Origin of the sequence: Acinetobacter sp. V89_7 (assembly GCF_029967895.1) — a bacterium.
Classification (GTDB): Bacteria; Pseudomonadota; Gammaproteobacteria; order Pseudomonadales; family Moraxellaceae; genus Acinetobacter; species Acinetobacter soli.
Genome location: NZ_JASCAJ010000030.1, coordinates 105,709 through 126,224, shown reverse-complemented (window position 1 = coordinate 126,224; position 20,516 = coordinate 105,709). Strand labels below are relative to the sequence as shown.

Here is a 20,516-nt window from a genome sequence, read left to right as displayed (position 1 = left end):
TTTAACATATGATTGAGATATCTCGTACAAATATATGTTTTCTTCTCTGCACTAAATACAAGGTATAGGAGTAATATCTAGTAGCCAATCTATAAATTTCAGATGATTGTCATTGGTGAGGAATTCAGAGAAGTTTTCAACAACTTAAATTACTGTTAAAATAAAAAAATTACTATATCGATGAACTTATAATGACTAAAAAATTATATTACTGGGCTGAGAACTTAGAAAATTATAGCTCTGATATTGACAAAAGCTTTCCTCTTTCAATTGAAATAAAAAGACTAAACTTTTTTATCGGTAAAAATAATTCTGGTAAAAGTCGATTTGTTAGAAATTTATTTACAAATTCTTCATATACAATAAGTGACTATTCCTTTCCTGATTTAACAGATTTTTTTACTGAATTAAAAATTATTTTTGAAAATACTCATGGGAGTCTTTGGATAGGAAATACAAGTTCAGGTTCAGATCGATCTACATTATTAAACTCAATACAGGATGTAATTAATTTTCCGACTTATCCAAAAGGTAAGTATAAAGATAATTATTCTAAAAATATAAGTCTTTTAGCGAAAGCAAGGTTTGAGCATACAACAGTCATTGAAGATAAAGTTAAAGAAATTGAAAAGTATGTTAGTGATTATGAGTCTACATTAATATCTGAAGACAATAAGTTTTATATACCTGTATTACGTGGAATGCGTCCTGTAACTGACATTACAAACAAACAACCATATATAGAACGTGCTCAAAAAGATTATTTTTCAGAAATATTAAAATATAATCAAGAAAATATAGTAACAGGTGAATGTTTATATTACCAATTAAAAACTCACTTATTAGGTGAACCTGAACAACGTGACTTAATTAAGAGTTACGAAGAAAAACTCAGTCTATACTTTTTTGATAATGAACCTATAACACTTATCCCCAAGCATGATCATGATGTTGTCAATATTAAGATTGGGTCTGAAAAGCAGTTCCCAATTTCACATCTAGGAGATGGTTTACAGCAATCTATCATTTTGACTTTTGAAGCTTATATAAGAAATTTAGATAAAAATGGAAATAAAAAAAGTCATGTTTTTTTTATAGAAGAACCAGAACTTAATATGCATGCAGGAATGGTTCGACAATTAATGAACTTCTATCTAAATGAAACTAATCATTTTTATTTTTTTACAACACACTCAAATCATTTGTTAGATATGGTCGATGAATCAGATGAGGTCATAATTCAAAAGTTTGTGAAACAATATAAAGAAGATGATACTAAAGAATTCGAGTTTAAAGTTTATCGCTGCGATAAAGATCATGAACTATTAAACTCATTGGGTGTTCGACCATCATCGCTATATTTAGCTAATTGTACAATTTGGGTTGAAGGAGTTACAGATCGAATGTACTTATCGAAGTTAATGCAGCAATATATTCTAGAACTCGATCGCAGTGACTGTTCCTTAGAAATCGAAAAAGCAAAAAAATACAAAAGCTTTATGGCTAATTTCCACTATGCATTCATTGAATATGCAGGTGGAAACATTACACACTGGAGTTTTATTGACGATTATCCCGAGAAACAAGAAGCTCTAGATTTTCTATCTAATAGTAAGGGATTAACTGCTAAGGCTATTACAAAAAATATTTTACTTATAGCTGATGGAGACAATGTTGATAAGTCTGAAAGACTTATTGAATGGCAAAAAGAACTTAATAAAAATAATGTCTATATTTTACCATGTAAAGAAATTGAGAATATCTTAAGTCCTGAAATTGTTTATAAGGCATGTTTAATACAATTTAATGGAAAAAATAAATTACCATCTGAAACAATCTTCGATGAACGAACTATTGGTAATATAAAATTTAATGGCTTTAATAGTAAAACAAAAAAAGGTTTTGACATAGGTAAACTTGAAGTTAAAAATTTAAATTTAATCAGTCATAAGGGTATTGGGGAAATTATTGATGATATTATACGAAGTGATAGTACTTTAAAATCAGATCTACGTTTGTTTTCTGATAATTCTGGCACTATTTCTAATAAAGTGAAATTTTGTGAGATATGTAAGATTCTAATGAGCTATGAACATTGGCAACTGACAGAGCAAGCAAAAGATCTTTGCCAGAAAATTTTTAGTCACATTGAAAAATGTAATTTCTAAATAAATTTTTATAAATCAATCTATAGGTATATTCTTAAAATATTTCATCAATTAATGTCACTGAGCAAAAATACCAATATTTATGAAACCGATAATACCTATACATTTATTTAGATCTACATCTGTTTTATTATTAATATATTGATTCTTAATTATAGCTATAAGTGAAAATTTATATATACTTCAATTATTAGTTTTATTCTTATCTAAGATTTTACATGTAATTAAATAATTCTAAAAAATATATTATTTTCATGGTCTATTCATACAGGAAAGACTTTGTTGCACAAACCTATGTCTAAAGGCTTATTCCACAATATAATTTTCAAATGAATAAGCCTACACCTAAAATTTATCGTACAACCAATTGGTCTTCATATAACCGAGCACTCGTTAATCGTGGAAATATTTCTATTTGGTTTGATCCTGCTACGCAATGGTATGCTCCATCAAAAGGCAAACAAGGACGAAATCAAACCTACTCCAACGTAGCCATCCAATGCTGCTTAATGATTAAATCCTTATTCCGCCTGTCTTTACGTATGGTCACCGGCTTTGTGCAAAGTCTGATTAAACTTTGCGGATTAAATTGGACAGCGCCAGATTACACCACGCTTTGTAGAAGACAAAAACATATTGATATTACAATTAGCTACCAAAAAAGTAGCGATGGACTGCATCTACTCGTGGACTCTACAGGCTTGAAGTTTCTAGGTGAAGGTGAATGGAAACGCAAGAAACATGGACCTGAATATCGTCGCCAATGGCGTAAGCTCCATATTGCTATAGATACTGAAACCCTTCAAATACGTGCAGTACAACTTACCACAAATAATGTCAGTGATTCACAAGTACTCGAAGATTTACTTGATCAAATCCCACCTAATGAACGAATTGATTCAGTCTATACAGATGGTGCTTATGACACAAAGCACTGCCGACAAGTCATTTTAGATCGAGATGCACATGCAGTCATTCCACCTAGGAAGAATGCAAAGCCTTGAAAAGATAAGAAATTGAGATCTTTAGAGAGGAATGAATTATTAAAAACAGTCAAACGACTAGGTAGATCTCTTTGGAAAAAATGGTCTGGTTATCATCGTCGAAGTTTAGTGGAAACCAAAATGCATTGCATCAAATTATTAGGCGATAAATTAACAGCAAGGAGTTTTCCTAGTCAGGTGAATGAGATTCATGCACGTGTAGCAGTCCTCAACAGATTTACGGAATTAGGTCACCCTCATACTCAAGTTGTCACTTGAATTTTAGCTCAATTAGGGTAGCTATATTTTTCAAACTTTTGTGCAACAAAGCCGAGAGATGATAGAAGTTACTCCTAATGTATAATTACGAAAAACCTCGATAATATATCGAGGTTTCTTATCGCGTATTTAAAAATAAATCAGCTTTAATTGTAATTACTCTGGAAGCATACAACCTTTAGCTTTAAGGCTATTGATCACCCAAGTTCGATCATTTTCACCTTTTTCGATCTGATCTAACTGTTTTTGTTCAGCTGTATGTTTACTATTTGCTTTTATAAAAACGTCTTCAACATGATCAAATGGTACGCTGAGTAAACCATCCTCATCACCGATGACTAAATCACCTGGTTCAATGACCATACCATTAATAGCGATAGGCACATTAATTTCACCAGGACCATCTTTATATGGTCCACGGTGTGAAATACCAGCTGCAAATATAGGAAAAATACCTTGTCCAATCACAGCAGAATCACGAATTGCACCGTTAATGACAATACCAGCTACACCTCTTTTAATTGCATAGGCAATCATCATTTCACCAATCAAGGCATTAGATAAATCACCACCAGCATCAACAACAATTACATCACCAGGTTCTGCAATATCAATTGCATAGTGGAGCATCAAATTGTCACCTGGCCGTGCTTTAACTGTTAGTGCAGGACCGCAAAGATAACCTTCTTTATGCATTGGACGTAAAGCTACTCCACCCGATGTCATGCGATTCATTGAATCACTCACATTTGCAACAGGTAAATTTTGATAATGCTTGACCCATGAAGAGTCTACTTTTCGTACGCGGTTCAAAACTCTAAAACCAATTGTCATTATTGATATCCTTGATTCATACAAATATCCGATGTTTCATCATACAGGTTATTTTTGAAATGTCATTTTATTTTTAAACATTGAAAAGAGATTTATTAGCTTTATTTTAGTTAAAAATACAAAAAATAATTTGTTTTTGAAATACCATTTCATTATTATTTGTATTGTTAAAAAATGGATTTTATGAAAATGAGTTTCAAAATTTTAATTACTGGCCCGAACTTAGCTCAAAATGCTGTTGATTTTTCTAGTGAACACGGGCTAATGCTTATTCCTACACAGCCATACATGGCGCCAGATGAAATGATTGCTTTAATTCAACATGAGCAGCCAGATGCGATTATTGTCCGTACTGGAAAACTCACCAGAGAAATGATCTTTGCTTGCAATAATTTAAAGGTGATAGCTAAGCATGGTGTTGGGTTCGATACCATCGATATTCAGGCTGCTGCAGAACGAAATATTCCAGTAACGATTGCGGTAGGAGCTAATGCCCAATCTGTTGCAGAGCATGCATTTGCATTGATGTTTAGCGTATCGAGACAAATTGCTTGGTTAGATCAACGTGTGAGACAAGGGCATTGGGATAAATCGAGTGCGAATGGTGTAGAGTTATTTGGAAAAACACTGGGCTTAGTTGGACTAGGTTCAATTGGACGTATTTTGATGGAGCTTGTCGCGCCATTTAAAATGAAAGTTAAGGTATTTGATCCATTTCTTAAAAATTTTCCACAAGTCGATTATGTTGAGCAGGAAACTGATTTCAATCATCTATTAAAAAGCTGTGATTTCATTAGCTTACATTGTCCACTGACCAATGAAAATCGAAAATTGTTTTCATACGAACAATTTGATCTGATGAAGGAAACGAGCATTTTGATAAATACCGCTCGAGGTGAACTGATTGATACCGATGCTTTAATTGATGCACTTCAGAATAATAAAATTACAGGAGCAGGTTTAGATACGTTCTATCCAGAGCCACCCGAAGCTTCAAGTCCACTATGGACATTAAGCAATCTAGTTGCAACCCCGCATGTTGGTGCAAACACCACCGATTCTCGCAATCGCGTGGGTCTACTTGCTTTAGAGCAAATTCTTTCAGTATTAAACCGTCAACAGTTAGAACCAAGAGCAATTGCAAACTGGAATCTACTTCCAAATTAAAATACAGAATATAAAAAGGATTTTTTATGTCTACTGAAATTAATCAAATCAGTGCTATTGAAAAAGAAACCATGCGAAAAGTCGCGTGGCGCATTCTACCATTTCTAATCGTTTGTTATGTCATCGCTATTATTGATCGTGGAAATATAGGAATGGCTTCTTTGCAGATGAATGCAGATCTTGGCTTAACCGCCAAAGCATTTGGTTTTGCGAGTAGTTTATTCTTTTTTGCCTACTTTTTATTTGAAGTGCCTAGTAACTTAGCCATGCAAAAATTTGGAGCAAAAAAATGGATTGCCCGAATTATGATTAGCTGGGGAATCGTTACAATGTGTACGGCATTCGTCAATAGTCCTACTTCATTATATGTCATGCGTTTTTTACTTGGTGCAGCTGAGGCAGGATTTTTCCCAGGGGTTATTTTATATCTAACCTATTGGTTACCTGCAAGTTACCGTGCTCGCATGGTTGCTATCTTTATGGTTGCAATTCCTGCAGCAAATTTTATAGGTTCACCATTATCGGGCTTACTAATGTCTTTTGACGGAATGCTTGGTATGCGTGGATGGCATTGGTTATTTATATTAGAGGGAATTCCTGCCATTATTTTAGGTATCGCATGTTTATTTGTATTAACCAATCGTCCTTCTGAAGCAAAGTGGTTATCTCAAGAACAGCGTACTTGGTTAACAGAGCGTTTAGAACACGAAAATCAGGTTAAAAAGCCAATTGGTCATATTTCGTTATGGCAACTACTCAGAAATAAATATATTTGGGCGATGATCATCATTTATTCAGGTGCTTCTGCTGCGGGAAGTACCATGAGTGTCTGGGCACCGCAATTGATTAAATCTTTTGGTTTAAGCACATTAGAGATTGGTCTTGTCAATGCGATTCCTTACGGTGTGGCTGCTGTAGCCATGATTTTCTGGGGCAGAAGTTCTGACAAGAAAAATGAGCGTCGTTGGCATACTGCATTAACCTTATTTATGATTGCTGCTGGCTTACTCATTGCTTTGTTTACATCCTCTCTTGTAGGTACTATCTTCTTGTTAAGCTTAGTATTAGTTGGAGCTTATTCGATGAAAGGACCATTCTGGGCATTAGCATCATCATGGATGTCACCAACTACTGCAGCAGCAGGCTTAGCAGCAATCGGCGCGTTTGCAAACTTAATTGGTGGCGGTATTATGGTAAATGTTTATGGCGCAGTACATGATGCTACTGATAGTTATGCTATTGCTTTAATTCCACTTGCCGTTTTAAATATTGTAGCGGGTTGTCTCGTATTCTTTATGTCATCGAAGAAAGATGTTATCTCATCTGAGACTCAAGATTTAGCTCATAAATCAACTTAACTTTACACACGAATAAAAAGCCTCATATGAACCTATGAGGCTTTTTTTATTTTTAATGCGTTTTTATACTTCAAATACCTCAAGCTGAAGTATAAGGGCTTTCGCCTCCTAATTGATGAATTAGCTCATCAGCAACTTTATACAAAAATTGACTAACTGATTTTGCACGTTCAAGAGTGAAACGGCTTGCAGGACCTGAAACAACAAGTGCACCCATCATTTCATTATTAACACCAAAAATGGGGAGTGCCATAGATGCTGCATGTGGGTCAGTAACACCCATAGAGTAAAAAGGTTCTTTTCTAACTAAAATTTGCTCATATGTTGCACGTAAGGCTTGTGCACCAGCTGCTTCATCCATAGGACGAATTTCGCCTGGTTGAATATGTAGTCTTAATCGGTGGTTTGAATTTACTCGATATTGACATAAGCGGTAAGCACCATGCTTTACATAAAATGATGCCGTTTCACCAATCTCATTTACTAATTGATGTAAGTAGGGCTCAACGTGTCTTTCTAAATCAAAAGCATCCTGATAAATCGCATTGAGTCGCATAACCTCACTTGCAAGTGTATAGCTCCCATCCGCTAATCTATTGATGAAACCATACGTTTCTAGTGACACGATCAGCCTCATAATCGTTGCTTTATTGAGATCTGTCCTTTCTGCAAACTCAGCCAAACTTAATGAAGTATCACCAAGTCTAAAAGCAGTTAAAACTGTTAAAAGGCGATCTGCTGAAGCAATCCCTCCTATTGCAGGACGGGGTTTAATTCTGACCATATGTACCTGAAATTTTTTGAAAATAAATTTTTAGCTATCCTATTACAGATATACTAGTTGACTATAGTAGTTTAACTAAAAATATTAATAAATTGTGGTTGATTATTGGATAAATATTTTTTTAACAGCATTTTTATCTCAACTATCTATATTTAAAGGAATTTTTATTAGAAGCTAAATTAAATTGAAAGACTGTATTTAGTGCATGGATTTTGTTGATCTTACTGTAAAAGTCTTTTGTGCATAAATTATCATTCCATAGTTTGATATAATGCATATTAACCTCTAACAAAGATTTGTAGATGTTAGTGTTACCACTTCCTAAATACTGTTATAAACTCTTAACTATTTATAAACAATTCATTTCCTATGCGTAAGAAAAATGGTGAAAACTTAATGTCTATCCCTTTATGGAAAAGTTAAGTCTTGAGCATGGTATCTCATCAATTAATAGAAATGGAAACAAGAAGAATGCTCGTTAACTAGGAAAAGAATTTTTAGATAAATTCTTACTCAATAGCATAAATAATTATGTATAAATGTAATTTTAAAAACACTTAATTAATTATATGTTTTCGAAAATGAATAGCCATCATTCTCCTAGACAAATATGGTCTATTCTAATTACATAGGAGAAACAATTATATAGGATGTAAGCAGACTTATGTATAAAAAATTATATATAGTATTTTGTAAATTATTGACAAATAAAATATTTATTTGTTCTCCAGTCTTTCTAAAATTATCATGTAGTACCCCTCTCATCATTCTCTTAATTCACTTTCATTCTCTGTTTTCGCTTAGCGTTTGTTATTGCAAAGCATGCTGTAACACACAATGCAAGTGAAGACGAGATGTGCAAATGCATAGGTGGAAAAAGTAGTCAGATCGAAAATGATGGGATTTTTTGATAGTTAGCATCATCTACTGGAAAAGTATAAGGTGGAGTTTGGTTATGATAAATGATTTTGTTGTAATCGGGACTTGCAGCGAGTTATTGAGATTTTAGGGTTTATCAGAGCCTTATAGATTATGAAAAAGCTCACCCAAAGATGAGCAATTACACTTAAAATTTTAACTACTATTGCTATGAATTTGTCTTATATTAAATATACATGTTTCTCCCTGCCATTATTCTACTTAACGCACCTAATATGGCAATTTTAGAAGTCATTACTAAAGCTGCTGTCCAATCATGTGATAAATCAAAAATCTTACCAAACAATAATGGTTAGACCTAGCATCATGCTAGCACCGCAGCCAAAACAAAGTATAAGTGACCAAATTAATGTAAATTTTGGAGCAAATACAAAACCTGTAAATGCTATAGCTGATAGTTAACTGGCCATAACCGCAGCTAAGCGGTGATCATTCATACGATGTAATGTAGCAGCTAAAATCAACCCCGGAATTGCTGTGGCTAATTGAAGAAAATCGTGCATTGAACCTGCTTGAGCTGCTGATATTTATTTGATTGGATCTAATTTTTTTGAATAAAATTCATGAATTGTACCAACTCAAATCTAATATGACGGTTATCAATGTTTATTGAAGAGCATCAAGTTAAGTTTAAAATAGTACAATTAATTCTCTTTAATTTTTATAGAAATTCATATCTAAAAAGTGTTTACAAAATTGGTGGCTACTCATTGATTGATTTTTATTCTCCCTAGCTAAAGCCTGAAAAAATACTAGTCCTTAACTAAGGAGGGATAGCGCTAGAATAGTTTTAGAATCTATTTTTTATATCATAGAATTTTACTAAATTTTATTCTTCCTAATCATCTCAATTGTCATTTTTGTTAACGGATTATACTGATTTCCATAATCTTCGACTATTTCAAAATGATTGAAATAAGGTTGCATAATGAATTTTACTTCTTTCTGACTATCCTTTAACTTTTTCACAAACTCATCTGACTGGCGCTTAAACTCATCAGATTCTAGACTTCCATAGGATACTATGAGTGGTACATTTATAGTCTCAACACGCTTAATAGTACTCATATCAATTTCATTTTTATCGTTGAAATTCATATATTTAGATCTAACTGACAATCGTACTGGATTCATATCATATAAACCTGATATTAAAACTGCCCCTTTAATGAATCCTTTAGGTAAATTTTCACTCTCCCAGTTGGTTGTTGTTATAACACCTGCTAAATGAGCACCTGAAGAGTGTCCAGCAATGTAAATCTTATCTTTGTTAATTTTTAGAGAGTACGAATTATTATAAATCCATTTTAGGGATGTTCTTATTTGTTTCACCATTCCATCTAGGCCTACTTTAGTAACATCATCGAAATCAAGAATTGCAACACTGATACCATTCGCTAGAAATGGATTCGCTATAAAGTCGTAGTCTTTTGCATTACCGCTTTTCCATGCACCTCCATGAATGAAAACTAGTAATGGTGCGTTTTTACTTGATGATTTATAAAAATCTAATTTTTCGTTAGCAGACGCTCCATACTGAAATATTTTAGGATTACCTAAACTTTTTCTTGTTAAATCACTACGGTAGCTTACCCTATCCATAATTTGTTTGGCATTTGGTGCCCACTCAGTTTGAGTATAATTTTTATCTAACTCCGATTGTGTGTAATTTAAAAATACTTTGGCATGTGTATTGTCCTCACCTGATTTTTCGGCAAGCACGCTGTTACTACAAGTTATGAGAAGAATTGAACTAATTACTTTTACTAGCTTTTCGTAGGTCATTGTATACATCCTGTTTACTGTCTAACGTAAAAGTAGCCTAATCATTTTAGTTCTTCTATCCAATTAATCCAGAATTCTATCCAGAATGGGTTTAGATTAGTATTTTGAGTTAAATTTTATCCAATAATTTTTTTGAGATAATGAATTTCTATAGAAAGTTGCTACATCAACATAACTTTTAGCATAGATTAAATCAATTTTTAGGGGATCTTTTTCATACTGAAATCTATCAAGTGAAACATAACATCCTCTCCTTATACATCACAGATTCACTTGCATTTTGTGTAATTTTATTGAGTACAGATCAGTTCCTTTTTTTACAATTTCTTAGTAACTTAATTCAAGTTGTATAAATTTCAATCAATGGCTTTTATGAAATTTTTATTTATAACCTCGAATCGTAGATAAGAAATTGTCTTGCATAATAAGGTGAAATGAATAGAGCCATAAGCTTTTCTTATGCTTACAAGTTTTGGGTAGGAGAAGTATACGCGAATTCTGGTAATTACCTATGTCATGATGTATTTTGAAGTGAAATCATGTGATCATCGCACCATATTTTATTTACGGTCTGGCTTCATGCATGTTAAGAGTTTATGGTCTTTTGCGGTCTATCCAAAACTTATTATATTTCTGTGGTCTATCTTTAAGGTCTTTTAGAGAACTGAGGTCTTTTCGCGGTCTATTGTACTTTGCATTGAAAAATATTGTCTTTATTAACTGACACATAGAAAATTTAATAAATTTATTCTTACGGTGTATTTTTAGGTGATTTTTTAATTTTACTTTAAAATATATAGACTTAGTATTTTATGCATGGTCTCGTTGATTTTATTAATAAAAAAATCATCAATCTATATTAAGATTTTGTTTTTATTATATTTTTTTTGAAATTTGTCTTTACTCATAATCCGTTGGTCCCGTGTTCGAGTCACGGTGGGCCTACCATATAAAACAACCACTTAGGTGCATTAATCCTAAGTGGTTTTTTAATGCTTGAAATTCATGCAAGCACTATGTAACCAGTTCATCTTTTCTGGCTGATCAAAGATTATGATGCTCTCTTCTTTTACCTGGCTACAGAGCAATAGGCAATGAGCAATGCCCTCTACTAAAATTAATCATAGACGCTTATTTTCGTAGCCACTTATTTATTAATGAGTACTAACTTTTTGAGTCAAGAATTAGTAGCTATTGAAGCTAGGTTCATGAAAGAAAACGTCGTACATGTAGTTGTATGTTGAGAGTATGACAAGTCAGCCAGATGACTAAAATATTATTTTTAGACTTTTGTTAAATCAAAATAAAATTAGCGAGATAGTTTTACTCAGTCATTGCATGAAATTTCTATACTCGCTAATTTTAAATTCTAATTAATTTAAATCCATTGGCTGGAAATAATATCAAATTTTATTAATAAAGTTGATTCACTGAGTCCTCTTGAACTCCGAATACACCATCTGTCTTTTCTATTTCATTAACAATTTCTTTTACCTTAGATTGAGGAACAGAGACTACAATGATACTTAAATTATCTAATACATATACTGTTTCTAATTTTTGATTCTGTATTTTACTCAAAACTTTTTGCTTCTTGGTAGCATCATAATGAACTATGAAGTTAGTATGATCTTGTTGATGAGCAGATCTAAATAACTCCCATGCATCTACTTCTGACCCATCTGAAAGCTTACAAAATGCAAACTCATCACCAGCTAAATTTTTTTTGGTGAAAGATTTTCCACCTATTTTTTCACAATGAACACTGGCAGGATTGGGCATACCAATTGATTTAATATTATTAGTATTACTAATAATACTAGATGTGCATGCAGTGAACAAAAGTGATGAGGCTAGTGTTCCAATTAGGGTTTTTTTCATAAGATCATAAACCAGTTTAGGAAAAAAGATATTATCAGACAAAATTATTCGATGAAGTATGATAAATGTATTTATTTCGATATAAAATTTTTAGAAAACCTTTATTAATCCATACTTCAGATAATAATTTACTTAAAAAATTAGAATGAGAAGATGAAAAAATGGATATTTCGTTTTATGATTTCTTTAAGAGTCGAAAAGCCATAAGCTTTTCTTATGCTTACAAGTTTTGGGTAGGAGAAGTATACGCGAATTCTGATAGTTACTTATGTCATGATGTATTTTGAATTGAAATCATGTGATCATCGCACCATATTTTATTCTTTAAGGTCTGACTTCATGCATGTTAAGAGTTTTGGCAATATCGCATAGGAAATTCTTACTATCCTTTTCTTGAATGAGCTAAAAATAAAAGAGTACTGGGAAGACGAATAATAAGTTGCTTATGCAACATCTGTATGAAAATAAGGTTGATCAGTTTACATTTTTTAAAAATTACTTCTCGTATTAATTTTTCATTTTAGATCAATTAGTATTCATAATAAGCATTAATTCTGCTGTTAGTTCTCTTGGTTATTCCTGCTTCTAGCATTCATATTTTGATATTCACTCTTGATCTTATTTGTATACCCTGCCTAAGCAGGGCGAATAATCAAAATTAATTTAGATCAATAAACTATATGAATTGATAAAATGTAGTAGCAAAAAAATAATTTTATTTCATATGCAATATTCATTTAAGGATGAACAATAATTTTTACAGCAGACTCATTATTATGAATCAATGTTTCAAAGCCTTTAGAAACAAGATCATCTAAAGCAATCCGTTGGGTAATAAAAGGTTCTAGATTAATCTTGCCTTGCTCAACTAAACGAATAGTTTCCTGATGGTCATTGACGTAAGCTATCGTGCCACGAATATCTAGTTCTTTCATTACTACGCTATGTACATTAATCGTGGCAGGATGGCTCCAAATAGAAACAATTACAATAACACCCATTGGTTTCATCGCTGCGACGAGTGTATCCATAACTTTATTCACACTACTACACTCAAAAGCAACATCTACACCGCGGTCTTGAGTAATTTTCATTACTTCATTTACCACATCAACCTGAGATGGATCCAGTACATAATCGGCAACACCAGCCTCTATCGCTTTTTCTTTACGCTTTGCACTTAGCTCAGTGATGATAACCGTAAGACCTTTGGCCTTTAAAATTGCGGATAAAAGTAAGCCTATTGGGCCAGCTCCACCAACCAATGCTACATCACCTGCTTTTGCACCACTTCTGACATAGGCGTGATGACCAACAGATAAAGGTTCTATCAACGCTGCTTGGTCTAAAGGAATATCATTTGAAATAGGATGTACCCAACGGCGCTGAACTGCAATTTTTTCAGAAAGACCGCCACCCCGCCCGCCTAAACCAATAAAATTCATATTTTTTGATAAATGATACTTATCATGTGGGCCAGTTGGTACATCGTCAGCAATAATATAGGGTTCAACTACGACATGTTGTCCAATTTCGATATCATTTACGCCTTCACCAACAGCATAAACCACACCTGAAAATTCATGTCCCATTGTTACAGGTGCCGACTCTCCTGAAATTGGATGCGGATGACCACATGGTGGAATAAAAATAGGGCCTTCCATGAATTCATGTAAATCTGTACCGCAAATACCACACCATGCAACCTGAATTCCAACGGTGCCTGGAAGTACTTTCGGCTCAGGGATATTTTCAATTCGAATATCCCCTCGGTCATAAAAACGAGCTGCTTTCATCATGTATTCCTTATGTTGATACTAACGCTAAACCATTCCGCCATTTGTCAAAATAAACTAACCTGTAACTTAATTAATGCAACTTTATTATTTAAACCTTTAAGCACATTCCAGACCCCTTAAATATGAATAGCACGTTGCATTGCAGATAAAACCGACTCATGCATCGCTTCAGACAAAGTAGGATGAGGGAAAATGACCTGCGCTAAGCTTTCATCCGTCGCTTCTAGATATTTTGCGATGGCAAAACCCTGAATATGTTCGGTAACTTCATGCCCAACCATGTGAGCACCTAACAATTCACCTGTTTCCTGACTAAAAATAGTTTTAATGAATCCTGCGCTATCACCCAAAGCCAGTGCCTTACCATTGGCTTGCAAAGGAAACTTACCCACATTGATATTCAAGCCGGCAGCTTTCGCTTTCTGTTCTGTCAAACCAATACTGGCCACTTGCGGGTGGGTAAAGATACAGCCCGGAATTTGTGTACGATCTAAAGCATGTACATGATCTAAACCTGCAATTTTCTCTACACAAAGAATAGCCTCGTGACTGGCCTTGTGTGCCAAACACGGTGCGCCTGCAACATCACCAATTGCATATACGCCCACAATATTAGTTTTGCACCATGAGTCGACTTTAATAAAACCATTCTCTAATTCGACACCTAAAGCTTCTAGGCCCAGATTTTCAGTATTTGGTTTCACACCAATTGCTGAAAGTACCTTTTCAACGCTAATGACTTGCCCACCTGTGGCAGTTTGAATATGACAATGTACTTGAGCCTGATCAGTTTCTATCTTTTTTACAGTCGCTTCGGTTAAAACCTGCATACCCTGCTGTTCAAATTGCTTTTGTACATACTTCGCAACTTCAATGTCTTCGCTAGGGAGAATCTGCTTGGCAATATCAACCAAGGTGACTTGGCAGCCTAAGTCTTGGTATAGGCTTGCAAACTCACTGCCTATAGCACCCGAACCAATGACCAGTAAAGACTTTGGTAATTGTTCTGGAACCAAAGCCTCTTTATAACTCCAGACCTGATGGCCATCTACAGCAATATGAGGCAAATTGGCTGCACGTGCACCTGTTGCGACAATAATATGCGGTGCAGAAATCTGCTGTTTTTGACCATTCGCATCTGTAAGCTCTAATCGTTCTTTGGCAACAAATTGAGCTGTTGCATTTAAAACAGTGATTTGATTTTTTTTCAATAATTGACCGATACCTTGCACCAGTTGCTCAGAAACCTGTCTGCTATGATGGACCAGTTTTTGAATGTCAAAATCAATCGCGTTAAGCGTAAAACCAAACTGTCCTGCATGTTTGAACTGCTGCGCAAGCGCAGCCCCGCTCAATAATGCCTTGGTTGGAATACATCCCCAATTCAGACAGACTCCGCCTAAGTGTTGTTTTTCAACGATTGCCGTTTTTAATCCCAGTTGTGCTGCACGAATCGCAGCGACATAGCCTCCAGGACCAGCACCAATAACTACAAGATCAAATTGTGTATCTGACATGGCTATTCCTCCTACACCAAAATTAATGCAGGATTTTCGACAAACTGCTTCAATGCCGATAAGAATTGAGCACCCAACGCACCATCAATGACACGATGATCACAAGATAAAGTCGCTGTCACCATTTCACGAACAACAATCTCATCGTTTTCGACGACAGCACGTTTTTCTGCTGTACCTAAGGCCAGAATCGCACCTTGAGGTGGGTTAATAATGGCATCAAACTGTTGAATACCCAGCATCCCCAAATTGGAAATACTGAAACTACCGCCTTGAAACTCGTCAGGTGCTAATTTTCCAGTTTTGGCACGTGTCGCCAGATCACGCATATCATTGGAAATTTGCGCCAAAGATTTACGATTCGCTGCTTTAATAATTGGTGTGATCAGTCCGTTTTCGATGGCCACAGCAACCGAAATATCAGCTTGTTCAAACTGTAAAATCTGCTGATTTTCTTCATCGAACTGAACGTTAACCTGCGGAACTTTGATCAGTGCGGCAGCAGCAGCTTTAATCAGCATATCGTTGATAGACAGCTTAACTTGCGGCACCGTATTGTTAATTTGCTGACGCAAAGCCTGAACTGATTCAACATTTAGGTCTATTGTTAAGCGAAAATGTGGTGCATTGCGTTTTGCCGCTTGTAACCTTGAAGCGATTGCTTTACGCATACCATTCATCGCTACAGTGGTAAATTGTGCGGACTCTGTCGGTTGCGCATGATCATGTTGAGTATTTATAGGGTTTTCACGTTGATAGACAGCTTCAACATCTTCCTTGCAGACTCGTCCACGTGAACCCGATGCACGGCAATCATGCAAATTGATGTCCCATTGTTTGGCCAAGCGGCGGGCAACAGGTGTTGCCAAAACATGACTATCATCTGCTTTAGATTTCGCGGCCTTAGTACTGGCTTGATGACGTACATCTGGCCATGAACCACCAGCAGCTTGAACTGCGGTCTGAATATCTTGAACACTAATACGACCTTCACGCCCAGAACCCGTAATCTGAGACAAGTCTACATTGTGCTTTTGAGCCAATTTCAAGGCATGCGGCGTTGCAAAAATATCATTGTTTTGCTGGTAGCCTTGTAACGCAGCAGGAATAGAATATCCGCCCTGAGTCACCGCTTTTGATCCATTACCAACACTGTTCTGTTTAGGAGCAGCTTGTACTTTGGTTTCAACTTGAGTTACAGCTACTTTTTCAGGAACTGCTGTTACCGCTTTATTTTCAGTTACCGCAGGTGTGCCGCCTAATGACTGTGCAAATGCTTCAACTTCTGCGTCGGAAACTTGAGCGTCTGCACAAATTGCAATGACTCCACCTACAATTAGTGTGTCACCATCTTTAGCAATAATTTTTCGTAGCAAGCCATCGAAAGGTGCTTCCAGAACATTGACGATTTTTGTGGTTTCAATTTCACAAATTTCCTGTCCTTTACTAAATTGCGTACCTTCCTGAATCAGCCATTGGGCAATTGTGCCCTCTTCCATGGACAAACCCCATTTTGGGATTTCTAAGGTTTTAATTTCGCTCATCCTAAGCCTCCAATGTCTTGCGTACAGCCTGCTCGATGCGTTCTACACTTGGTAGCCATTCTTTTTCTAATACAGGTGAAAATGGTACGGGTGAATGTGGTGGAGTGACTAACTCGATTGGTGCTTTAAGATAATGAAAGCCTTTCTGGGCAATAAGTGCAGCCACATCGTGTCCGAAACCGCAACGCGCGGCAGATTCATCTACAATCACCACCCGACCTGTTGAAGCTACGGACTCTAAAATGCCATCTTCGTCTAGTGGAGAAATGGTACGAGGATCAACCACTTCAACCGAAATGCCTTCTTTTGCTAGCTTGTCGGCAACGTCATTGGCACGATGTACCATCAGGCCTAAGGCAATAATTGTAATATCTGTGCCTTCACGGGTGTAATTTGCGACACCAAAAGGAATGGTGTAGGCTTCATCGGGTACCTCGCCTTTAATGTCGTATAACATTTTGTGTTCACAAAAGACCACTGGGTCATCATCTCGAATGGCTTGAATCAATAATCCTTTGACATCGTAAGCACTAGAAGGCACCACCACTTTTAAACCAGGTACCGACGCAAACACGTTATATGGTGATTGAGAATGCTGTGCTGCAGCGGAAAAACCCGCACCAATCATGCCGCGTACAACGAGTGGTGCTTTGGCTTTCCCTCCAAACATATAGCGGAATTTCGCCGCTTGGTTATAAAGCATGTCATAACACACGCCATAAAAATCCATAAACATTAAATCTGCTACCGGTCTTAAACCTGTAGCAGCAGCACCTGCCGCCATACCGATAATCGCAGATTCTGTAATTGGCGTATCAATGACTCGTTCAGAGCCAAATTCAGTCCATAGGCCTTTGGTTACGCCAAGTACTCCGCCAAAACCTTCCAGCTTATTGTCATCGGTATTTTTACCGCCATGTCCACCACGAACATCCTCACCAACCACAATAACACTTGGATCTCGGCGCATTTCTAATTCGATTGCTTCTTTAATTGCGTTTCGATAACTTTTATTTGGCATTTTTCTACTATTCCTTTAGTAAGAGACGTATACATCGGTAAGTAACTGAGAAACTTCTGGGTACTTAGCTGCACGTGCCTTTGCAACGGCATCGTCTACATTGGCTTTAGACTGAGCATCTATCGCATCGAGTTTGGCTTCGTCAATTTTGTCTTTGACTTTTTCACGGAATATTTTCAATGGATCTTTATGTTCTTTCACATAATCCAGCTCTTCTTTAGAACGGATAAGCCCCGGATCACCTTCAAAATGTCCATAAAACCGGTTGGTTACCGTTTCAATCACACTCGGGCCTTCACCACGGCGGGCACGTTCAATGGCTTTTTGTGCAACTTCATACACAGCAAAAAAGTCTGTTCCATCTACTTTTTCAGCAGGTAAGCCAAAGCCTCCTGCTCGGCCTGCAATATCTTTACTGCCTACAGCATAGTCATGTGCCGTGCCTTCACCAAAGCCGTTATTTTCAAAAACAAAAATGACAGGAAGCTTTAACACCACCGCCATATTAATAGCTTCGAAAGTTAAACCCTGATTTGAGCCACCATCGCCTGTAAACGACAAACCAATACCACCCGTTTTAAGTGTTTTGGCACTTAAAGCAGCCCCAATTGCTAAAGGTGGGCCACCGCCCACAATACCATTTGCACCAAGCATACCTTTATCTAAGTCTGCAATATGCATTGAGCCACCTTTACCACGGCACAGGCCTTCATCTTTGCCAAAGATCTCTAACATCATGGCGTGGATATCACACCCCTTCGCAATACAGTGTCCATGACCACGATGTGTTGATGTGATAAAGTCCTTGTCTGTTAGGTTTTCACAAATACCTACAGCAACTGCTTCCTCACCGCTATATAAATGAATGAATCCTGGGATATCACCTGTATTGTTTTCATCGTGAAGCCGATCCTCAAATTCACGAATATCACGCATTCTTTTGTATGCTGCTAGCAATTGCTCTTCCGTTAACTGCATATATTTATTCCTTATTGATTACGCTAAAAAAGAAATCCAAAATTGAATAATCAGATTTTTAAACCGTATATTTATATAAGAATATTTTTCTCTAATTTTATATTAGACTAAAAAAAATTAATTTTTAAATCAGTAAGATCAACATAAAAAACAAAAGGTTAAACAATCAAAAAATTTGTAATTTTTTTATATTATTCATATACATGCTAAAACAAACCTTTAACCAACCTTTATTTTATATGATATGTTTTTTGCCCAGTTTTATATTATTGGTGCAATAAAAATAGCGAATGAAGATCGGGATTTATATTAATTATTTTTAAATAATGGAGTATTTAAAATGGATTTAAATAACACAATATTAACTGGAAATAAGTTAAGAGGCGCTGAAAAAATAGCACGTATTCCAATTAAAATTGTTGCAACAGAAATTACGCCAAAGAAACCTGAGTGGATTCGAACTAAAATGAGTCAGCCTGAAGAAGTTCGAATGATCAAGAATTTACTAAGACAACAAAAGCTTCACACGGTGTGTGAAGAAGCAGCTTGTCCTAATTTGCCGCAATGTTTTGGCAGTGGCACAGCAACATTTATGATTATGGGAGATATATGTACTCGACGTTGTCCATTTTGCGATGTAGCTCATGGTCGTCCTCAAGTTTTAGATATTCATGAGCCAAAGAATTTGGCTGAAACGGTTAAGAATTTAGGATTAAAGTATGTGGTGATCACCTCGGTTGATCGAGATGATTTAAAAGATGGCGGTGCACAACACTTCTCTGATTGCATTCGAGAAATTCGTGAAACCAGCCCAGATACTTTGATTGAAATTTTAGTTCCTGATTTTCGTGGCCGTGCTGATATTGCGCTTAAAATCTTGAGTCAAAATCCACCTGACGTTTTTAACCACAATATTGAAACCGTTCCGCGTCTGTATAAAGCCATGCGACCAGGCGCTGACTATCAGCATTCATTGGATCTACTCAATAAATTCAAACACTATTGTCCAGACATTCCCACCAAATGCGGATTGATGGTGGGTTTAGGAGAAGTGGAGGCAGAGGTAATTGTATTGTTAAATGACTTAAAAGATTACCAAGTAGACTATGTCACTATTGGTCAATACTTACAGCCTTCGAAATCTCATGCCCCCATTCACCGCTTTGTTACCTTAGAAGAATTTAAACATTATCAGATCCATGGAGAGCGCCTAAAATTTAAAAATATTTGGAGCGGCCCATTGGTTAGATCGAGTTACTTTGCTGAAAAGCAGTACTACGGACAGCAACTATCTGACTAACTTAATCGAAATGACTGATGAAATTGGATTCAACCTGAGTAAAAACTATATGGTCAAAACTTACTAAAATTCGATAGAAAAAAGAATTCTTTCCTATTACAGTTTTTCATATGGAATTAAATGTCTGCAAATCAATTAACCCAATAGAGTGTTGATATAGGCGGTGTCGGAATACTAAA

General features: G+C 35.7%; 13 protein-coding genes and 1 pseudogene. 5 read left to right on the top strand and 9 right to left on the bottom strand.

Going from position 1 to position 20,516, the window contains the following annotated elements:
* Positions 1 to 191 precede the first annotated feature (191 nt).
* A complete protein-coding gene (locus QLG00_RS10455) occupies positions 192 to 2,168 on the top strand; it encodes an AAA family ATPase (RefSeq protein ID WP_208477050.1) in 1,977 nt (658 codons plus the stop codon).
* Between the two features lie 329 nt (positions 2,169 to 2,497).
* Positions 2,498 to 3,430, top strand: a pseudogene (locus tag QLG00_RS10450) (IS5 family transposase).
* Positions 3,431 to 3,586: 156 nt separating this feature from the next.
* Here QLG00_RS10450 and QLG00_RS10445 read toward each other — a convergent pair.
* Positions 3,587 to 4,264 (bottom strand): RraA family protein, encoded by a 678-nt coding sequence (locus QLG00_RS10445; protein ID WP_104124334.1) that lies wholly within the window; start codon positions 4,262 to 4,264, stop codon positions 3,587 to 3,589.
* Positions 4,265 to 4,453: 189 nt separating this feature from the next.
* On the opposite strand from QLG00_RS10445, the gene QLG00_RS10440 reads away from it, so the two are divergent.
* Both QLG00_RS10440 and QLG00_RS10435 read left to right on the top strand, forming a co-directional pair.
* The gene (locus QLG00_RS10440) at positions 4,454 to 5,431 is read left to right on the top strand and encodes a hydroxyacid dehydrogenase (RefSeq protein ID WP_208477049.1); all 978 of its coding nucleotides are present in this window, start codon (positions 4,454 to 4,456) and stop codon (positions 5,429 to 5,431) included.
* A 26-nt stretch (positions 5,432 to 5,457) separates the two neighbouring features.
* Entirely contained in the window at positions 5,458 to 6,789 is a 1,332-nt protein-coding gene (locus tag QLG00_RS10435) for an MFS transporter (RefSeq protein WP_104124336.1), read from the top strand.
* Between the two features lie 79 nt (positions 6,790 to 6,868).
* Here QLG00_RS10435 and QLG00_RS10430 read toward each other — a convergent pair whose 3' ends face one another.
* From QLG00_RS10430 to QLG00_RS10395, 8 genes are all read right to left on the bottom strand, one after another.
* Positions 6,869 to 7,573, bottom strand: coding sequence for a helix-turn-helix domain-containing protein (locus QLG00_RS10430; protein ID WP_104124337.1), 705 nt, complete (start codon positions 7,571 to 7,573; stop codon positions 6,869 to 6,871).
* Positions 7,574 to 9,334: 1,761 nt separating this feature from the next.
* Entirely contained in the window at positions 9,335 to 10,297 is a 963-nt protein-coding gene (locus QLG00_RS10425) for an alpha/beta hydrolase (RefSeq protein WP_208477340.1), read from the bottom strand.
* Between the two features lie 1,413 nt (positions 10,298 to 11,710).
* Positions 11,711 to 12,178, bottom strand: a complete 468-nt coding sequence (locus QLG00_RS10420; protein ID WP_282470936.1) for a DUF333 domain-containing protein — start codon at positions 12,176 to 12,178, stop codon at positions 11,711 to 11,713.
* Positions 12,179 to 12,915: 737 nt separating this feature from the next.
* A complete protein-coding gene (locus tag QLG00_RS10415) occupies positions 12,916 to 13,974 on the bottom strand; it encodes a 2,3-butanediol dehydrogenase (RefSeq protein WP_282470935.1) in 1,059 nt (352 codons plus the stop codon).
* A 119-nt stretch (positions 13,975 to 14,093) separates the two neighbouring features.
* A complete protein-coding gene (lpdA, locus tag QLG00_RS10410) occupies positions 14,094 to 15,494 on the bottom strand; it encodes a dihydrolipoyl dehydrogenase (RefSeq protein WP_282470934.1) in 1,401 nt (466 codons plus the stop codon).
* An 11-nt stretch (positions 15,495 to 15,505) separates the two neighbouring features.
* Complete coding sequence (locus tag QLG00_RS10405; protein ID WP_282470933.1) at positions 15,506 to 17,038, bottom strand: 2-oxo acid dehydrogenase subunit E2; 1,533 nt, start codon at positions 17,036 to 17,038, stop codon at positions 15,506 to 15,508.
* Position 17,039: 1 nt separating this feature from the next.
* Positions 17,040 to 18,059: an alpha-ketoacid dehydrogenase subunit beta gene (locus tag QLG00_RS10400; protein ID WP_004946928.1), complete on the bottom strand. Its 1,020-nt coding sequence runs from the start codon at positions 18,057 to 18,059 to the stop codon at positions 17,040 to 17,042.
* A 15-nt stretch (positions 18,060 to 18,074) separates the two neighbouring features.
* Positions 18,075 to 19,037, bottom strand: a complete 963-nt coding sequence (locus QLG00_RS10395) for a thiamine pyrophosphate-dependent dehydrogenase E1 component subunit alpha (RefSeq protein WP_048763454.1) — start codon at positions 19,035 to 19,037, stop codon at positions 18,075 to 18,077.
* 340 nt (positions 19,038 to 19,377) lie between these two features.
* Here QLG00_RS10395 and lipA point away from each other — a divergent pair, with 340 nt between their 5' ends.
* On the top strand, positions 19,378 to 20,337 hold the full coding sequence (gene lipA, locus QLG00_RS10390) for a lipoyl synthase (RefSeq protein ID WP_282470932.1): 960 nt from the start codon (positions 19,378 to 19,380) through the stop codon (positions 20,335 to 20,337).
* Positions 20,338 to 20,516 lie beyond the last annotated feature (179 nt).